This is a genomic window from Tunturiibacter empetritectus, assembly GCF_014201375.1.
Lineage (GTDB): Bacteria > Acidobacteriota > Terriglobia > Terriglobales > Acidobacteriaceae > Edaphobacter > Edaphobacter lichenicola_D.
Genome location: NZ_JACHDZ010000006.1, coordinates 62,980 through 82,158, shown reverse-complemented (window position 1 = coordinate 82,158; position 19,179 = coordinate 62,980). Strand labels below are relative to the sequence as shown.

Annotated in this window: 11 protein-coding genes; 6 read left to right on the top strand and 5 right to left on the bottom strand. The window is 54.6% G+C overall.

The genetic code is table 11. The annotated features are described in order from the left end of the window. Positions 1–21 precede the first annotated feature (21 nt). Together HDF10_RS16515 and HDF10_RS16510 are read right to left on the bottom strand one after the other, a co-directional pair. Complete coding sequence (locus HDF10_RS16515; protein ID WP_183815329.1) at positions 22–1,182, bottom strand: LacI family DNA-binding transcriptional regulator; 1,161 nt, start codon at positions 1,180–1,182, stop codon at positions 22–24. Between the two features lie 185 nt (positions 1,183–1,367). Next, positions 1,368–2,606, bottom strand: a complete 1,239-nt coding sequence (locus tag HDF10_RS16510) for a tetratricopeptide repeat protein (protein WP_183815327.1) — start codon at positions 2,604–2,606, stop codon at positions 1,368–1,370. Between the two features lie 216 nt (positions 2,607–2,822). Here HDF10_RS16510 and HDF10_RS16505 point away from each other — a divergent pair, with 216 nt between their 5' ends. Further along, positions 2,823–6,398 carry a TonB-dependent receptor gene (locus HDF10_RS16505; protein ID WP_183815325.1) on the top strand — a complete coding sequence of 1,192 codons (3,576 nt, stop codon included), beginning with the start codon at positions 2,823–2,825 and terminating at the stop codon, positions 6,396–6,398. A gap of 348 nt (positions 6,399–6,746) precedes the next feature. Here the strand turns inward: HDF10_RS16505 and HDF10_RS21000 are convergent, their stop codons facing one another. Together HDF10_RS21000 and HDF10_RS16495 are read right to left on the bottom strand one after the other, a co-directional pair. Continuing rightward, positions 6,747–7,277, bottom strand: coding sequence for a DJ-1/PfpI family protein (locus HDF10_RS21000; protein ID WP_311732804.1), 531 nt, complete (start codon positions 7,275–7,277; stop codon positions 6,747–6,749). Positions 7,278–7,487: 210 nt separating this feature from the next. Further along, on the bottom strand, positions 7,488–8,147 hold the full coding sequence (locus HDF10_RS16495; RefSeq protein ID WP_183815323.1) for a TetR/AcrR family transcriptional regulator: 660 nt from the start codon (positions 8,145–8,147) through the stop codon (positions 7,488–7,490). Positions 8,148–8,530: 383 nt separating this feature from the next. On the opposite strand from HDF10_RS16495, the gene HDF10_RS16490 reads away from it, so the two are divergent. The 5 genes from HDF10_RS16490 to HDF10_RS16470 all read left to right on the top strand — a co-directional run bounded on the left by HDF10_RS16490 (position 8,531) and on the right by HDF10_RS16470 (position 14,480). After that, the gene (locus HDF10_RS16490) at positions 8,531–9,418 is read left to right on the top strand and encodes an aldo/keto reductase (protein ID WP_183815321.1); all 888 of its coding nucleotides are present in this window, start codon (positions 8,531–8,533) and stop codon (positions 9,416–9,418) included. An 87-nt stretch (positions 9,419–9,505) separates the two neighbouring features. After that, complete coding sequence (locus tag HDF10_RS16485; RefSeq protein ID WP_183815319.1) at positions 9,506–10,891, top strand: PQQ-dependent sugar dehydrogenase; 1,386 nt, start codon at positions 9,506–9,508, stop codon at positions 10,889–10,891. 153 nt (positions 10,892–11,044) lie between these two features. Beyond that, positions 11,045–12,418 (top strand): multicopper oxidase family protein, encoded by a 1,374-nt coding sequence (locus HDF10_RS16480; protein ID WP_183815317.1) that lies wholly within the window; start codon positions 11,045–11,047, stop codon positions 12,416–12,418. 22 nt (positions 12,419–12,440) lie between these two features. Continuing rightward, positions 12,441–13,244, top strand: a complete 804-nt coding sequence (locus tag HDF10_RS16475; protein ID WP_183815766.1) for a hypothetical protein — start codon at positions 12,441–12,443, stop codon at positions 13,242–13,244. 42 nt (positions 13,245–13,286) lie between these two features. Beyond that, the gene (locus HDF10_RS16470) at positions 13,287–14,480 is read left to right on the top strand and encodes a VIT1/CCC1 transporter family protein (protein WP_183815309.1); all 1,194 of its coding nucleotides are present in this window, start codon (positions 13,287–13,289) and stop codon (positions 14,478–14,480) included. A gap of 137 nt (positions 14,481–14,617) precedes the next feature. Here the strand turns inward: HDF10_RS16470 and HDF10_RS16465 are convergent, their stop codons facing one another. Continuing rightward, positions 14,618–17,950, bottom strand: a complete 3,333-nt coding sequence (locus HDF10_RS16465; RefSeq protein ID WP_183815307.1) for a TonB-dependent receptor — start codon at positions 17,948–17,950, stop codon at positions 14,618–14,620. Positions 17,951–19,179: the final 1,229 nt, after the last annotated feature.

Below are 19,179 nucleotides of genomic sequence, written 5' to 3'. Positions count from 1 at the left end.
TCGAAACAGAAAGCTGCGTTATCACTTTTTTCTTCGTGTACGCCCTTGAGCCGCAACAGACAAGCGCGGAACTGGAGCAGCCCGCATATCCACAGGGCGTCTCGCCGTCGATTGGCGGATGACCAGCTCTGGAGGCAACAAGTGGAGAGTGCCGGAGAGGGAAGAAGGCCCCACCGCGGTATGGGACGGCTTTGTATCAGCGAGCGAGTCGAGCACCCACTTGGCGGCCATGCTTCCCATTTGCTCCATCGGTTGGCGGATCGTGGTGAGGCCAGGTGTATTCACGGCGGCGTGGGGAATATCGTCGAACCCGATGACGGAACAGTCCTCGGGTATGTACCGTCCCGCCTGGCGCAGCGCACGAATTGCGCCCAGGCCCGTGAGATCGTCGAAGGCGATGACGGCAGTGAACTCGAATCCCTGTTCAATCATCGCCGAGATGAGACGATAACCTTCCTCGAACTCGGAGGTTGGATCGTCGGCTGCCGAAAGTCGTCCGACGAGTTCAGGCGCGATCGGTAGCCCGACTTCAGCCGCGAAGCGCAGGATTCCGTTCCAGCGGCGATCACTGTCGGCTAGTTCGGAAGGGCCAATGAGAACAGCGATCTTACGATGGCCAAGATCATAAAGATGCTGCGCAGCGGCGTATCCTCCAGCCTCGTTGTCTACCTGTAGGGAGCGGACACGGCTTGCGGTGAGGTCGCGGCCCACACCTACCATGGGGATTTGGCTCTTCCGAAAGTCGGCGAGCTGGTCGAATTCGCCGAAGAGCCAGTTGGCGACAAGGATCAGCCCCTCGACCCGGCGCTCCATTAACATCTCAAGATGGCGCCCAAACTGCTTGCGCTGGTTGTGGGCGATCATGATGATTGGCAGGTAGGTCGTCGGATGGAGCGCCTTCTCGATGCCTTGCAGGATGAGCGTGCAGAACGGATCGGAGATGTCGGAGACCATGATGCCGATGGTGTGGCTTCGGCGGCTGCGCAGTGAGCGGGCAGCCGCGTCTGGACGGTAGCCAAGTTTGCTGGCGACAGCGCGGATATGCTCTTTGGTGCTGGCGGCAACATAACGGGAGAGCGGCGCTTCGTTGAGCACGAGGGAAACGGTGGAGATAGAGAAGCCGCTGACGCGTGCAATATCGGCGAGGGTGATGCGCTTCGTGTAGTGGTTTTGAGTGAGCAAACGACGCGACCCCTTACGATTATAAAATCTGCGATAGCTGTTGCCGAGTGTAAAGCAAGTTGTTGGAGCGCGCTCTGTAGAAGTTGCGTATGGAAGAATCGGCGCACCGTTTTGCTACTTGTTGATTGGCGAGTCGATCTTCGTGACACGATAGAAATCCTTCTGCGATGCATACTCTACAGCAGCTACTGTTGCGCAGCATCCTGCGCGTCAGCGGACCGGTCACCAGAGGGGTCTTGTTGCAGGCGATCGTTGAACGATTTCAGCAACTGCGCAGCCGTGTCGAATTCCTGATGGGCCTTCGCGGACTGGCCTAGGCGGGTCAAAACTTTGCCTCGGGCGTAATGCACGCTTGCGCTTTGCGGGGCCAGGGCTTCGGCATGATCCAGCATCTCCAATGCTTCTGGGTAGCGGGCGGCATCCCGGTATAACTTGGCGAGACCGAAGTAAGAGTTTACGAGCGTGCTGTTATGTTCGATAGCTTGGCGGAAACTGCGTTCAGCTTTTTCGGGCTGATGGAGTTGGGCGTACAAAATGCCGAGGTCTTCGTAGTCATAGGCGAAGTCCGGTTCGAGGGCTGCGTCTTTTTGTAATTCCGTCTCAGCTTGAGGATAAGCATGCTGCTCCAGGTAGGTGCGCCCCAAAAAATAGTGCACCAGAGGAAGGTCGGAGCGCGCGGCTGCAGCGGCGCGGAACTCTTCCAGGGCTTTTTCGGTATTGTCTTCGGCCAACCATGCCTTCCCAACATATAAATGGAACTCCGGCGTGTTCTGGCCAATCGCCAGCATCTGATCGAAGGCTTTCTTTTGAAGCAGAGGGTTGGACGATTTACTGGCCGCTATGCTCAGAACATAGAGGTAGTTCAGATTCGTGGACTCTTGCTCCCACAACGGCGTGAGGGTATCGCTGGCTTCCTTGTACTTATTCGTAAAGAAATAGCAGAGCCCCAGCAAATACCGTGCCTGAAGCGAATCGGGCGCACGCTGCAAGGCTTCGGAAAACGGTTCGATGGCCCCGTCGAAGTCGTTCTTGCGATAGTGGGCAAGGCCGATGTTCAGTGGAATACCGGGCACATTAGGTGCGAGCAATTCCGCTTGATGTAGTTCGACCAGAGCATCATCCCACCGCCGCTCCCGCATATAGGCGACGCCTAGATTGACGTGGGCCGCACTCGATTGAGGGTCCAGAGCAATAACTCGTCGAAAGTCCTCTTCAGCGGCGCCAAGTTGGCCGTTTTGCATGGCCTGCATGCCCTGGCGGAAGAGCGATGCAGGATCTGCAGTGGTGCCGGCGGAGTTTTGTATGGAGGCCGACACAGCTTCTGGTGTTGCCGAGAAGGTGGCCTGTTCTGTGCGAGCAAGGGCCTGAGCTGCATAGAGTAAGCCGAGTAACAGTAGAGATCGAAATCCTTTGTAGTGATTCAAGTGGTTTCAGCCTTCTGGGGGCAGTGTACTGAAAACCTGCTTAGGAGCACATGCAAATCCAGGCGCAGATAAATAAACAGAAAACTTTTTCTTGACAAGATATTCAATCGTTCTAATATAGGCACATTCCACTTCTGCCAACGCATCGCAAAGGGAACCTATTTTTAGAACTGCTATTGTTTTTCATTTCCTGAGTGCTCACGGAGGCATTAAGTCATGTGGTCCCGATGTTCTCTTTCCTCTGATCCAACCGCGCAATCCGCTCTTTCTCACGCTCCGTTCGACGCCGCCGGGAAGTGGGGGAAGACTTCTTCCTGGAAAGTCTTTTGCTATGTGCTCTTCGCGTTTTGTCTTCTCTTGCCGGCCTCACTGATTGCGCAGCAATCAAGTTCCATCGACGGAACCGTCACGGACAAGAGCGGTGGGGCCATCCAGAATGCCAAGGTGACACTCATCAATGTGGCCCAAAATACTGCCATCGATGCCACCACCAACGCGGCTGGCGAGTACTCTCTGCCCGGTCTTGTGGCCGGTACCTATAATCTGCAAGTCACCTCTCCGGGGTTCGAGAAGTTTTCCGCCAACGGCATCATCGTCCGCGTTGCACGTAAGGAGCGGGTGGACGCCGAACTTACAGTTGGAGCCGTCACCGCTGAGGTGCAGGTAAGCGGCAGCGATTTGGGTGCCGTCCAGACGGAGTCGCCTGAGATCTCCTTCACCATCACGGGCAAGCAGATTACGCAGCTCGTCTTGAACGGCCGTAACTTCGCACAGCTCGTCACCCTGTCCCCCGGTGTCGTCAGCCAGACCAACCAGGACGAGGGCGAGACCGGCGTTGCCGGCAGCGTCGAATACGCCGTCAATGGCGGGCGCCCCCAGTACAACAACTGGGAGATCGACGGCGCGAGCGTCATGGACAACGGCAGCAACGGCACCCTCAACGTCTACCCCAACGTCGACGCCATCGCGGAGACGCAGGTGCTCACCTCAAACTACGGCGCTCAGTACGGTCGCAACGCATCCGGCACTGTGCAGTCCCAGACAAAGTCGGGCACCGACCGTCTCCATGGCGAGCTATTCGAGTTTCTCCGCAACGATGCCTTCAATGCGCGAAACTACTTTGCAACGACGGTTCCAACCTATAAAAAGCACGACTATGGCTTTACCATCGGCGGCCCGGTCTATATACCGCACCTCTACACTCCAGGCGTGAGGAAGACCTTCTTCTTCTACTCGCAGGAGTGGCGCCACGAGAATGTGCCTGGCACCAACTACAATCAGCCGGTACCTTCTGATGCGCAGCGCACTGGAAACTTCTCTGACCTCTGTCCAGCCGCAGGCAGCCCTGTAGATACGGCGAATTTTCCTGATTGCCCGGTCAATCCCTCCACCGGCTCGTACTTCACGAATAATCAGGTCCCCGTCGATCCCAATGGACAGGCGTTGCTCGCGCTCATTCCCGCGGCAAACACATCAGTCCAGGGAACTCCGTATTATGTCGCGTCTCCTTCGCAATTGACCACTAACCGCGAAGAGCTCTTCCGCATCGATCAGGTCTTTAGCGAAAAACTACGCGGTTTCTATCGTTTCATCTACGACTCCTGGTCCACGGTGAGCTCCTCTCCGACCTTTCAGACGAACGCCTTTCCCACCGTCCAAAACAGCTTCGCCGGCCCCGGCATCGATATGGTGGCCAACCTCACTTACGCTGCCTCTCCGTCGCTGGTCAACGAGTTTGTGGCCGACTACACAACGGATCACATTACCCTCACCAATACCAGCAAGGGTATCGATCGTAGCGGCTTCTCCGGCAACGGGTTCTTCAATAACGGCTACGGCGGGGTCCTCCCTTCGATCATCCTTACTGGTAACTCGGCATATGCCGGTGGCTTTACTGTCAATACTGGTTACTTCCCCTGGCAGAACTCAAATCCCACCTATAGCTACCGCGACGACCTCACCAAAACCCTCAACCGCCATACTCTCATCTTCGGCGTCAGCCTGATTGCTGGGCAAAAGAACGAGCCCTCTACGGGAAACAACCAGGGGACCTTTAACTTCAGCACATCGTCGTTGGTAACCACGGGAAATTCCTTCGCCGATTTACTGACAGGGCAGGTCTACAAGTTCTCACAAACCTCCGCCCAGCCGAAGTACTACAACCGGTACAAGATTGTTGAGCCCTACTTCCAGGACAACTGGCGCGTAACTCCGAAACTGACCCTTAACCTCGGCCTTCGGTTGAGCCTCTTCGGTACCTATCACGACATCAGCAACCAGTCCGGCAACTTTGAGCCTTCGGCATGGAAGGCTACGAGTGCACCAACGATTGACGCAGACGGGTCGATCACAGGTCAGGCAGGAGCCCTTGTGCCCGGTACCGGAAATGTCTTCAACGGCGTGGTCTCCTGTGGCAAGAATGGCGTGTATTCCGGCTGTATGAGCGGGCACCTCTTCAATCCTGCGCCGCGAGTAGGGTTTGCTTACGACGTCTTCGGCAACGGGAAGCTTGCGGTGCGCGGCGGCTATGGCATCTTCTTCGAACACACCAATGGCAACGAGAGCAACTCCGAGTCTCTGGAGGGTTCCGCTCCAATCGTACAGACCCCGAATAAGTACAACTTCACCGGCTACACCAACGCAGGCGGAGCCGGCCTGCAGTTTCCACTGGCGTTTTTCGCAATCCCAACCCACGCTGTCTGGCCGTACGTCCAGCAATATAACTTGGCGGTCCAGGGTGAGTTGCCAAGCCATACCGTACTGCAGGTCGCTTACGTTGGCAGCGTAGGCAGGCATCTACCCACTTGGTCTGACTTGAACCAGCTCAGGCCACTGACCGCAACGGAAAACCCTTACGGCCCAGGTCAGGCAATCTCTACTAACGACTGCCTCACAAACACTGTAAATGGGCAGCCGCTAACCGGAGATCCATTGATCCGCTTGGAAGTTGCTTGCGGTACCTCTGCTGATTTGTTCCGGCCTTTTACAGGCATCAGTGGAATCAATAACTCAACCAACTCTGTGAATTCGACCTACAACGCGCTGCAGATCGGAGTCAGCCGATACTTTGGTGGCTTGAACGGCAGCCTGGCGTACACCTACGGTCACTCCATCGACGAAGGTTCGAACGGCGCGTATGGGAATACCGAAGTAATCAACAGCTACAAGCTCAGCCAGAGCAGGGCAAGCTCAAACTTCGACGAACGGCACAGCCTTGCAGTCAGTCTGGTCTATGACATTCCCCTCTTCACCCAACCCGGACTTTTGCACTCGGTTCTTGGGGGATGGCAGGTCTCAGACCTCACCATCTTTCAGACCGGCACGCCCTTCAGCCTGACCAACCAGGCCAACGCGGATAATGCCGGAACAGGAAATGCCTTCGCCTCGACTCCGAACGGTCAAGTGCAATCCTATCCGGATATCGTTGGGAAGATACACGGCAAAGTCGCGACCAAGTATCCCTCTGGGCCGGGGCCGCGGCTCTATAACAGCGATGCCTTTGCCGCTCCTCAAGGGCTCACCTATGGCAACGCCGGCCGCAACGTTCTCAACCTTCCTGCGCGCACGAACTTCGATATGGGTCTCTTCAAGAACTTCGCCATTCGCGAAGGGATGCACTTCGAGTTCCGCACGGAGGCGTTCAACGTCTTCAACCATACCCAGTGGATGACGATCAATTCGTCCACAAGTTGCTACACCGTTCCAGGGGGCTGTTCGACCGATCCCTTCCTGACGGCGACCGCAGCGCACAACGCGCGCATCCTCCAATTCGCTGGAAAATTTGTCTTCTAATCAGCAAGGCAATCCATGCTGGCTGGGCCGTTTCGTACGGTTCAGCCAGCATCTGGTTGCTTGACAAATTGCCCCCGCGAAAGAGGGTGGAGAAATATGGTTACAATGCCCTGGACCACTCTAACCCTCACAAGGTCACATCAAAGTCCAAGCTTAAGCCTCCTATCTTGAATACTTTGGCGCATTTTCGGCGGGGGATGGGGGTACCAATGGACCCAGATTGGGCGCGTTTATCGGCGCTAATCTCTTCATGGCAACCATTAGTACTGCACGAGTTGCGTGAACCCACATCTCTGCAGGAGAGATGTGGGTCAAACCTGTCTTTTGGAAGACGGGCCTTTCGCTTAATCAGCCGAACCAGGGAGAGTTACGGATCACACTGCAGAAGTTGCCATGGTGAAAGTCGGGATCTTTGGCCGCGAGAACGTCCGCTTTAACGTTTCCGAAGGTAGTCTCAAACTTATGTTTGATGCCGTCGTAGAAGGCCTGCAAAATATCCTCTTTGAAGTGGGCTGGACGCGGGAACGCTTGCACAACCGCGTTGCGGTCGGACTCTGTGAAGCTGGCGTAGTCGATTCCGAGCACATCCATTTCGACGCCTGCTGTCACGAGGGCAACGACCGGATGCATGTACTGAGGGGCTTCTGCGAGAAGGAATGCGCCGGTACAGATGGATGCGACGCGACGTGACTGCCTTGCGGCTTTCGCGATCCAGGCGATGAAGTTAGGATCGTAACTGCCACTCTCTGCGCCGGGACCTCCGACGATTACAAGGGTGTCGATGGGACCGCGTACGTCGGCGATGGGAGTTGCGTCGGCGAGCACGACGCCGCGATTGGTCTGAAGAGTTTGTTCAAGGCCCGGGTTTGCAAGTTGAATCTCATAATCGGGCGCATAGGAAACACCTCTAACGGGCCAGTTACGTCGAGTATCTGAACGGGAGGCGGTCCGATGATGACTATTTTCCTCATTTGGGTAGTTTAGGGGAGCGGACCATAAGAGCGTTTATGGAGACCAATCACATCGGATTGCATTGGAGTGAAGTGGCGACCTTTATGATCGAGAATCCGAACCTTGGAGACGGCCGATCTACATTGACTCGATGGAGTGAGCGAGGTAAGCCTTCTTAGGGCGCACATCATTGCAAACATTCCCGAGAATGAGATCGACGGCAGCGCAAGCCAATCGCTCGAGTTCGGCGTCATTCTTATGCTTCCCGACTCCTGCCAACAGACGGTAGAGGACGTCTCCCGTCAATGAGTCGTGGAGAACCACCGCCATCCGTTCAATTGGTATCGTTGTCTTTCGCAGCTCGTCTCGACGACTTTCCAACAGAGATCGTATGATCGAAGCCGTTCTGGCGGGACCGTGCGTGTACCATGCCTCGCCTACTTCGGGGCAGTTCACGGCCTCGCCGATGGCGAGACGGTGAAGCTCCACGGACCGTTTTGCGGTGATGAGCTTCAGGATGTGAAAAGAGAGCTTCTTGAGACTCTCTTCAAGGTTCAATCCTGTGTAATCGATCTTCGTAAGCGGTTCGTTCGACTCGCGGCACAGGTTCTCAATACTGCTGATGAACAGCCCACACTTCCCGCCAAATTTGCTGTAGACCGTACTCTTCGAACCGCCAGCCAGTTCGACGATCTTGTCGATGGTAACGCCCTCATAGCCGCGCTTCAAAAACAAGTCTGCTGCGACCTTTTGGAGCTTGCCGTTTCGAACCTCTCCTCGCGACCGCTTGTTAGACATTCCTCTCTCCCGTCCCGAGTGCAGCAAAGAAATATTCAAAAGGTATTCACCGCTTGAATCTCCTTGTATTAACAGCATTTTATGCGTCCCACTCTTCGGGCCATCCTGGATTGCCAATGCCTGGAATTTGCCGTCGATTGCAACTTAATGAGATGCAGTGCATTTTAATGTAATGTACTGTACAGTACAATTGGTTCACTTGGCAATCACGAACCACTTGGAGATCACATGGGAAAGCAAACCCAAAAATTCGCTCTTTCAGCCCTTCGGACGGTATCTCAACCGGGATCGAATTCAACAATCAGCGTCGTGCATCCCGCTGAACTGAGCAGCGAAACCCAGCTCGCATTTCCAAAATCCCCAACACGAAAAGGAGCAATCTTATGAATCAGGAACAGATTCTTTCAGCCGCAGCTGCCGGGACGTTTACCATCGGTGGCGATCTTACGGTCAATCGGATGGGTTATGGAGCGATGCGCATTACTGGCCCAGGCGTGTGGGGACCTCCCGCGGACAAAACTGCTGCACTTGTAACCCTGCGGCGGGCAATTGAACTCGGAGTGAATCTGATCGACACTGCCGATTCCTACGGCCCTAGCACCTCTGAAGAGTTGATCGCAGAAGGACTGTACCCATATCCAGTCGGATTAGTGATCGCAACGAAGGGTGGATGGGAGCGTCCCGGCCCCGGTCAATGGACGCATAATGCCAGCCCAAAACATCTAACCGAAGCACTCGAGGGAAGTCTGAAGCGTCTGCGACTGGGCCGCATCGACGTCTATCAGCTGCACGCTCCAGATAACGCTGTGTCGTTCGAGGCTTCGATAGAAGCACTGGCAAGACTGCGCGAGCAGGGTAAGATTCGTCATGTCGCGCTCTCGAATGTGACTCGCGAACACGTTGAGAGGGCACGCACGATCGTGCCGATTGTCTCTGTGCAGAACCGCTACAGCTTCGCCGACCGGGAATCGGACTTCATCGTCGATTATTGCGAGCAGAATAATATTGCTTTCCTTCCGTGGGCTCCGCTCGGTCAAGCGAAGGAGGCACATGATGCTATTAAGAAAGTCGCAAACGATCTTGATGCAACTCCTTTGCAGGTCGCCTTGGCCTGGCTGCTTGAGCGTTCCAAAGTAATCCTGCCTATCCCAGGAACATCTTCGGTCAAGCACCTGGAGGAGAATATCGCTGCTGCCGGCCTTGAACTTCCTCAGGCTGCGTACGACCGGCTATCGGCTGTAAGCCATCCTCCTGCAAGTCTGCGTGGTTAAGCTGGTGCCAAGCTTCGCGTCATTGATTCTTACGTAACCAGGCATGATCAACGGTTCTGCCAAATTATGGATCGGGAGATTAGAACTATGAGACTTTTACCCTCTGCAAAGTTCGAGATATTAGCCGCTCTGATTGTTGCCACGTTTCTTCCTTCGGGGCTCTACGCCCAGCAGACCATCACCGGTGAGGCCGCGTTCGCCGGTTATGCGCAGCAGAAGCCGGGCGTTCGGCGAAAGATAGCGGTGGCAGATTTGCCGGAGCCGAACCCGTCTGAATCGGTAGACAATGGTCCCACTGTGATCCCAAGGCCTGAAAGCGCGTGGCCCATGGCGCCCGCCGGCTTTAAGGTCCAGCTCTATGCGGGCGGGGATGCAGCCACTCCTATGCAGCGCTCCGAAAACAAGAAAGAGATACACGCGCCTACCTCTGGAACCTTCGTGATGCCTCGCATCATCCACACCGCACCCAATGGCGATCTCTTTGTAGCAGACTCGCAGGCTGGCTCTATATTTGTGCTGCGTGGCGTCACCGCTGCCGGGAAGGCAGCCACCATCACCAACTACGCTACTGGCCTCGATCATCCCTTTGGTATCGCATTTTATCCTGCTGGCGCAAATCCTCAATGGGTCTATGTCGGAAACGCCACGACCGTCGTTAGATTCGCCTACAAGTCCGGGGACCTAAAAGCTGCAGGCGCGCCCGAGACAATCGTGCCCGATCTCCCCGGCTATGCTCAACTTCGTGGCGGCGGTCACTGGACGCGGGATGTGGTCTTCTCTGCCGATGGCAAGCATATGCTCGTGTCGGTTGGAAGTGGATCGAATGCTGACGATCCTGACACCCATCCCCGAGAGTTCCATCGGGCGGATGTGCTGGAGTACACCCCGGAGGGTAAGTTCGTTGAGGTATACGCTTACGGTATTCGTAACTGCGTCGGCGAGGCTATCAACTCGGTTACGGGACAGCTGTGGTGCTCCACCAACGAGCGCGACGCCCTGGGGAACAATCTCGTTCCTGATTATGTGACGTCAGTTAAGGAAGGTGGCTTCTATGGTTGGCCCTGGTTCTATATGGGGGGGCATCAGGACCCGCGACTCATGGGCACACATCCAGAACTCAAATCCAAGGTCATTACCCCCGACGTCCTGGTTCAACCCCATATGGCTTCGCTCGGAATGACCTTTTACCTGGCTAGCAAATCTGCTTTCCCATCCCAATATGACGGTGACGGATTCGCAGCGGAACATGGGTCCTGGAACCGTGCGAATCGCGGGGGCTATGAGGTTATCCGGATTCCAATGAAGAACGGCAAAGCCACCGGCGAATACGAAGATTTTCTTACCGGATTTGTTACCCCAGATGGACAGGTCTGGGGTCGACCGGTAGGAGTAGCCGTAGGTCACGATGGCGCTCTCTACGTTACGGACGATGGTTCTCGTAGCATCTGGCGCGTAACCTACACTGGAAAATAGCGAGATTTTCAGTGGATGAAATACCTCTAACGAAGTCGGCGTGACAAGTATCTCTTGTCCCTGTTTGTTGTCTTGCGCAGGCACACGAAGGCGATCTTCTGCCCTTCCGGGCCGAGTCTTTTTCCACTCCGTTCGCATCCAGATATTGACGTTATGACCAACCAAGGATATTCGACGTTGTTGACTCGCCGGCGCTTCACGCAGCTTTCAGGCATGGCTGCGGGATCGGCTCTTTTGGGCGCAGCGTCTGGAGCGGCCACCCCTCCGGACGTCGCGCTGGAGATCGCTCCGTACACGCTCGAGGCCTCCCCTAAACACCACATTCGCACGGTCGCCTACAACGGCCAGGTCCCTGGTCCGCTTCTTCGCATGCGCCAGGGGCGGGAACAAACAGTCGAGGTGCGCAACCTCACCTCCGATCCCGAGGTGGTCCACTGGCACGGTCTGTTTCTTCCGTCAGAGATCGATGGAGCGATGGAAGAGGGCACCCCGATGATTGCTCCAGGAACGACGGCCCGATACACCTTCAAGCCCGATCCGCCTGGATTTCGTTGGTTCCATACCCACACCTTCGCGGGAAAGGACCTGGGCAAAGCGCAGTACGGCGGCCAGCATGGCTTTCTCATGATCGAGCCACGCGAGAACGCGGGACACTACGACCGCGAGGTGTTTCTCGGACTCCATGATTGGGGCGGTCATATGTTCGGCGGGGATGATGGCTCTATGAATCCCGTGTATGACATCTCGACTATCAATGGCAAGATGCTGGGGGCTGGTGATCCGGTGCGCGTCAAGCAGGGCGAACGGGTCCTTATGCACGTTCTTAACTCAAGTCCCACCGAGGTTCACTGGATTGCGCTCGCGGGACACAGCTTCCACGTCATCGCTTTGGATGGCAATCTCGTACCGCAACCTCGGACCGTTCCAATGCTGCGTCTCGCGCCCGCCGAAAGAGTGACTACGGTGGTTGAGATGAATGCTCCGGGTGTTTGGGTGCTTGGGGAGGTGCGCAAGCATGTTCAGGCAGCAGGTATGGGAGTTGTGATCGAGTACGCAGGTGCTGCCGACGAGCCAGTCTGGACACAGCCGAACGATCTTGTCTGGGACTATCGCCAGTTCGCGGCTTCGGGCGAGACAAACCCAAGCGGAGACGAGGTCGTTCGCATAGATCTCGCCTTCGATTCAAAGTTCCAGGGACACGGCAAGGAGGAGCTCTGGCGGATCAATGGAAAATCCTATCCGCAGACCGACGAGCCGATCCTAAAAACGGGTCAACGCTATCGACTTGTGCTGAAGAACTTGAGCGCAGACGATCATCCGATGCATCTGCACCGCCACACCTTCGAGGTGCGCAAGTTAGACGGGGCCTCCGAGATGCACGGCTTGAGAAAGGATGTCGTGCTCGTCCCCTCGAAGACCACAGCAGAGGTTGAGTTTGTCGCAGACAATCCCGGAAGGACACTCTTCCATTGTCACCAGCAGGATCACATGGATCGAGGTTTCATGATGGTGTTTCGATATGCCTAGCTATTCGCGGGGCGTTCAGAAGATGTCTCACACGTTCAGCCTCTTGTTGATTCTGGCTGTCTGCTTGTTCTCAGATGCAGGAGTTGCACACGGCCAGGGAAACTACGAGATTCAGGTCTACGGTGCGGACACAGTCCCGGCAAAGAGCCTTATGGTGGAGTTGCACTCAAACTACACTGTTTCCGGCCAGACCAAAACGATCAATGGCGTGTACCCCACCAACCACCAGGAGCACGAGACCCTCGAGCTGACCAAGGGGATTAACAACTGGTCGGAGGTCGGTTTCTACGTCTTCACCAGTGAGCAGGATGGGCACGGAGTCCAATGGGTCGGAGATCACATCCGGCCGCGCGTGAGGGCGCCGGATAGCTGGCATCTCCCGGTGGGACTCAGTCTTTCGACCGAGGTCGGCTATCAAAGAGCCGTCTATTCTCCAGACACCTGGACATGGGAGATCCGCCCGATCATCGATAAAACCTTGGGGCGCTGGTACCTCGCCTTCAACCCGGCTCTTGAACGTACCTTGCACGGGCCTGATGTAAAACAGGGACTCGGCTTCTCGCCTGGCGTCAAGGTTAGTTACGACTTCACTCGTCAGATCAGCGGCGGCCTCGAATACTACGCGGATTACGGACGCATTGGAGCCTTCGATACGCTGCATAATCAACAGCAACAGATCTTTGCGGTTACTGACCTCAACGTCTCGCCGAAGTGGGAGATCAACATCGGCGTCGGTGTAGGACCCACCGCAGGAACCGACCACTTGATCGTAAAGGGAATCCTCGGCAGACGCTTCGACTGGGGAAGAAAGTCTGCGGTTGAGTAGGCTGTTGCTCGCTGATGTTTGCTCAATCAATAAGGAGATTCGATGACAGAATCGGACAATAAGAGACTACTCGCAGCGCTCGCGGCCAACTGGCAGGCAGAGATGGACGGCCACTACACCTACTCGGCGCTGGCCAAAAGAGAGGATGATCCACAACGGCGAAACGCTTTACGTGGTCTGGCTGCGGCGGAAAAGCACCATGCAGACCTCTGGGCTGGACGCATTTTGGAACTCGGTGGACAAGCGCCCCGGTACACGGGTAGTGAATCAGGACAGGCCGACTCCCTGGCAACGCAGATAGGAGGAGCGGACCTTGGCCTGCGCCGACTGGAGATCGACGAGGGACGCGACATTGCCAAGTATGGGAAGCAGTTGAAGGCGCTCGGAGACAAACCAAGCATCGCGATTCTCAAAGAAGTGATCGCCGATGAACGAGAGCACTATCAAACCCTGGGAAATCTCATCCGCTCGCGACGTCCACTACCTGCAATGACTCCTGAGCAGTCGCAGGAAGCACTTGATAGTCTGCTGAACGCACGCAAGGAAGGCCATCCGCAAGCGGCAGGCTGGGTGGGCGACGCCATCTACGGCATCAACGATGGGCTTGGCTCTATCTTCGGCATTGTCTCTGGCGTCTCTGGGGCGACTCTGGGCAACAGCCACTTTGTTCTTATTGCTGGTTTGGCCGGCATGGCGGCCAGTGCGCTCTCCATGGGATCTGGCGCCTATCTTGCCTCGAAGAGCGAGCGGGAGATCTTCGAAGCAGAGTTTGCGAGGGAGCGGGAGGCCGTCGAGGACAACGAAGCTGAAGCCCGTGAGGTGCTCTCCCTCAGCTATCAGATCCGGGGGTTGCCAGAAGAAGATGCAGAACACTTCGTCGAGCACATAGCCAGAGACAAGGAGCAACTGGTCAAGGCGCTTGCTCGTGAGCGCCTGAACACGTCTGAGGAAGCACTGCGCAAACCTCTCGTCTCTGCTGTATCTGGAGCTCTTTCGACTGCAGTGGGAGCACTCATTCCGATTATTCCGTTCTTCTTTATGAATGGGATTAGAGCGGTAATTGCAGCAGCCATTGTGTCTCTGATTGCGCACTTCGCCGTCGGGGCTGCAAAGTCGTTCATCACAATTCGCTCATGGTGGAGCAGTGGACTTGAGATGACAATCGTAGGAGCGGTTGAGGGCGTCGTGACCTATGTGATCGGAATTGGTTTAGGCAGAATTGGAGGAGGCCAGTAGGACTTCTGCTCATTAGTCTCATTTGCCCTGCCGCTCACGGTCGAGATATACACGCTCTTGCGAACCTAAATACAACCCTGCCCATCGTCGTCTGGGCAGGGTTGTGGTTTCACCATAGTCAGCCGAGTATTTCACTATTAGAAGACAAATCTTCCGCTTACCAACCCAGATCTGGGACCACCAAAGCTCTTGCTGGTAGTGCTGGTGATCTGTCCGACACTGCTATCAGTGATCGTTACGTTTGGATCCCCGTAGTTTGTGTGATTGAGTACGTTAGTGAAGCTGCCTTTCAATTCGAAGCTAGTCTCCCTGAATCCTCGGAAGGTCTTGAACAGAGCAGCATTGAGCGCATTCAGATTTGGCCCCTCGACCGTACCGAAAGATCCGCTGCCGAACGTTCCGTTTTGAGGGACAGCGAAAGCTGCCGCATTAAACCAGTTGGTGATAGATCGCTTACCTTGGGGAGCGAGAGAGCCACCCACACGCTGAGCCGCGCCGGAGAACTGATTCGTGTTTGAAGGATCGGGGCCACTAAAGCCGGGAGAAAGGAAATCACCGCTTTGCGACAAGTATGCTGCGCTTACCCGCCAGCCGCCAATCAAACTCGATGCGTAGTTGTCGCCATTCAGCAGTCGCTCACCTCTACCGATGGGGAGTTCCCATATCAGGTTGGATACGAAGCTTAGTCGAGGTGTGTATTTTGCATTTCCCTTTTGACGCGAGAGGTTATAACTGTTCTCAGCCGTGACGCCGCCATCAATGCCATTTCCCAGAGTGTCGTCATCGTCGGTAAGATTTTTTGCCCAGGTGAAGCCAGCCTCATAGCTGAGACCATGTCGGAAACCCCGGTTCACCTCTGCCGAGAACGCGTTATAGTTTTCGTATCCGCCGTTTCGGAAGAGATACGTAGAGTAGAAGAGAGGATAAGGAGTCGCACTCTGGGAGAATGGCGTCGTGCTGGCGGGAACCTGGTTGATATTAGTCGCATATCCCAGCTTTACACCTCTGGTACCGATGTATGACAAGCGCAGGCCGGTATTGAAGCCGAGATTCTGTTCGAGCGTTAGGTTGAACTGCTGCACGTAAGGGTTTCGGTAGTTGTGGTCGAAGGTCTGAATGCTAACCGCACCTGCTCCAATACCTCCCGCAGCGCTGTTGATAGGATGCTGAAAGTCGACGAGCGCGGCGCCGTCTACAATACCGTTAGTGTAGCCAACGCTGACTCCATACGGCCCCCCGTAGAGATAAGAGAATAGGGAAGCGCTGATCTCATCATTGAAGATTCCGTAACCGCCACGGATAACAGTGTTTTCATCCTTGAATGGCCGATAGGCGAAGCCAACTCTTGGATAGGCGGCCAGTTTGAACGAGTTCCTCATACTGCGGTCAGGAAATCCTGCTGTCTGAGCAGTTTCGATCGGAATCTGAGAAGGAAAGACGGGGTTGATGTTTTGTTGTGCGATGGTGAGATTGGGTACGACGATTGCTCCGGTGTTGGGATCGAATGACGCAATTACGTTGTACTTATCAACTGCCGGGCTGTTGTACTCGTAACGAACCCCGAGAAATAGAGTCAGATTTCGCTTGATCTTCCAATCGTCCTGGACAAAGGCGTTGAGATACCAGAGCCGTGAGTATTGAGCAGTGCGCGGATAGGTGTAACCAGTTGTTTGAGGTAAACCGAGCAGAAAATCGGCATAATCGAAGTTCGAAAAAGATCCGGTGAAGCTATAGCTTCCAAAGGTCGGATTGAAGTACTGCTCGGCCTGCATTGGCCTGTATTCTGCTCCGGCTTTGAATGTATGAGAGCCGCGTTCGTACGTCATTTGATCCACAAACTGAACAGTCTGCTCTGTTGGCTGACTTTCTGGCAACTGGTAGGGGGACGTGAAATTATTTAGGTAAACAGAAGGAATACCGGTTTTGTCATCTGGTGCGACCTGCAGACCTTTGATTCCAAGGGCATCTACCAGCGGTTGCCCCTGAATGTCTCCACCAAAATCATTTGCCGTGTGCGTCAGACCAAACTTGGCGACGTTGATCATATGGGGAGTGAGAATCCAGGTGTCAGAGAGTACACCTTGCCATGTGTGTCGCTTTTGAACGCGATATCCAGTTAGCGAAGGAGGAAGTCCACTATCGAGGACCTCGGGGGAAGACCTGACGTATCCGACACGGGCAAAGAGTGTGTTGTGTTGTGAGAGCGAATAGTCGCTTCTCACGTAGTACCGATTAGTGTAGATATGCTGAGGATATGTCCCTCTGAAGTTAGAGATATAGTTCGTTGCCACTCCATAGTTTGGCAACGGATAGAACAGATTTTGCCATGTCAGCGCCCCTGTATTGAGCATAGATGTGGGAATTGTGTTGTTCTGAAATGGAGTTTCGGTATACGGATTGTTGATGACAATCGGATTTGCCCCCAGAAGCAATGAACTAAAGTCGCCGCGGCGCATCGCGAGAGTGGGCACACTTGGGTTGATCGATTTCGGTTGCGCCTCTCTTAGGAATTCGCCCGAGGCGAAGAGAAATAGCTTGTCCTTAATAATCGGGCCGCCGATATTGGCGCCAAAATCGTTCTGGACAAGGCGGCCTACGCTGTTCGCAAAATAGTTCCTCGCCTGAAGGACGTTACTTGCGTAGTTGTCGAAGAGGTCTCCATGGATCGTATTTGTGCCGGATTTTGTGATGACGCTTATGTTTAGGAGTTGTCCGAGTTCAGCCTTGTTGTTGACCGCAGTGTACTCAACCTCCTGGATCATTCCAAAGGGAGGGAGCGACGGTCCAACCATATTCCCGTAGAGGGCCGAATTTGAACTGATTCCATCGACGTTGTAATAGGCCTCGCTGCCGCGCGATCCATACATAGACCAGTCAAAGGAACCTCCAGCCTGGGATCCGCCAGGTAAGAGTGAGGTGTAGAAGAGTAAGCCGCTGTCACCCGTCGCATCCGAAGTGCTCAGCAGATTTGACGAGGAGTTCGTTAGCGTCTGAGCCGACACGGTGCTTGAAATCGAAGGCATCTCTGTCTCGATGACAGACTCTCCGGCAGTTACCGTTACGGTCGAACTGGTGCTACCCACCTTCATGGCCACATCAACCCGCAGGGTTTGCTGGGAGGCCAGGACGACTCCTGCATTTCTGATCTCAGCAAAACCGGGAGATTCAACCTTGACGGTGTAGTTGCCGGGATTCAAGCCCGCAACAACGTAGTCCCCCTTCGAATTTGCAATAACGCTTCGACTTATATTGGTGCCGTCGTTCGTGACCGTCACCCGAGCATCGGGCAAGGTGGCTCCGTCCGCCGTAGTTATGGTTCCGGTAATAGTCCCTTCCGTTCCCTGGCCCAGCAACGGCGAACAAAGCAGAAGGATGGCAATCGTAACGAGGCACGACGATTGCCACAGTCGCCGACATAGACCATGATGGCTGACGCTACTAGCATTCCGCTCCGCGAATTCGGCTTTCATTGGATAGTTCCTCCATTTAGGTACTGCATATACCTGGGATAGGCTGGACTTGATTGTTACCGCAGGTCGGTATTTTCTTATATTCCATTTTGTTACGATTTGTGGTTTATAGAGAGGAACAGTAACAGATATGACGAGGATGTCAAGATTAAAAGAAATTCAACGTAATATTATTGAATTTACTGTCGGTTGGCTCGCGGGGCTACCCTGTGAGGAAGTTTCAGTCCGACCCAACCCCCCTTCAGGCAATCGGCAAGACTTGGAGCGATATCACCGGCTTCCTTTATAGCGTTAATGACTGCATGTTGAATCCAAATCGAAACTAAACATAAATGATGACACTCCCAAAAATTGGGAGTAAACGATAAGAGGGTTGTCCCCATCAGGCCTCGAAGTGAACAACAAAGACGTTTGGGCGCTCTGGCACTTTTCGATAGCCGGTGTTGAGCTTGTTAAGGACGACGCGCGCTTCCGGACCACGAATCTCGCCGACAATAATGCGATTCGAGGATCAGGATGCGCTCTGAATCGGGAATGAATTCCGCGATGACGTCGGTGGTGTTGTCTTGCTTGTTCCAGTTCCGCCAGAGATCAACAGATTGTCACGCGGCAAATTGCTTCTGTGAGCCGTTGCGCCTTGCTCCGCAGAGAGTATTCTGAGGATCAGGTCTTGCATCCGTGAAATCATGCGAGGTGAACTTGCGGATGGTCATCATATGATTGCGGATTCACCACAGGCGGTTTGCTCGATGCTGCACCCTAAAAGCAAGCGAATAGATAGTTAACTATGGTTGATAGTTTATGGCATACTTAGACTAAGTCCATGCCGGATGTTTTCTAAGCGGTGCCGGTTTCGCAACCTCCCTATTTCTGCTCGATCGACTTCAACAAGGACTCCAACGGCCAGCCCGCGTAGAGAAGAGTGCACTGCCTTGCCTTGAACAGTCTGCAAAAACTAAAAGACACTCTCGGTATCAAGCTAGTGCTCGTCGGCAACTCGCACCCCTCTCTACGATCACGAAGATGAAGATCACGGCTTGGAGCGCGAAGGCGAAGACAAGACCGGCCTCGACATTCGCTTCGCGGACGGGATACTGCGCATTTGTTTCGGAGTGCGTCGTGCACGCGAGCGATCCAAGGCAACAGATGAGTGGTTTCAGCGATTCGTCGTACGGGTGGATTCTTGAGAATAAACAACAGCCAATGGAGTATAGACGTATCTAATACAC

What these genes read in the sequence shown, in the direction of transcription:
- HDF10_RS16490 (WP_183815321.1), top strand. Translation starts at nt 8,531, where the DNA reads ATGAATCAGGAACAGATTCTTTCAGCCGCAGCTGCCGGGACGTTTACC.
- HDF10_RS16470 (WP_183815309.1), top strand. Translation starts at nt 13,287, where the DNA reads ATGACAGAATCGGACAATAAGAGACTACTCGCAGCGCTCGCGGCCAAC.
- HDF10_RS16475 (WP_183815766.1), top strand. Translation starts at nt 12,441, where the DNA reads ATGTCTCACACGTTCAGCCTCTTGTTGATTCTGGCTGTCTGCTTGTTC.
- HDF10_RS16480 (WP_183815317.1), top strand. Translation starts at nt 11,045, where the DNA reads ATGACCAACCAAGGATATTCGACGTTGTTGACTCGCCGGCGCTTCACG.
- HDF10_RS16485 (WP_183815319.1), top strand. Translation starts at nt 9,506, where the DNA reads ATGAGACTTTTACCCTCTGCAAAGTTCGAGATATTAGCCGCTCTGATT.
- HDF10_RS16505 (WP_183815325.1), top strand. Translation starts at nt 2,823, where the DNA reads ATGTGGTCCCGATGTTCTCTTTCCTCTGATCCAACCGCGCAATCCGCT.
- HDF10_RS16465 (WP_183815307.1), bottom strand. Translation starts at nt 17,950, where the DNA reads ATGAAAGCCGAATTCGCGGAGCGGAATGCTAGTAGCGTCAGCCATCAT.
- HDF10_RS16495 (WP_183815323.1), bottom strand. Translation starts at nt 8,147, where the DNA reads ATGTCTAACAAGCGGTCGCGAGGAGAGGTTCGAAACGGCAAGCTCCAA.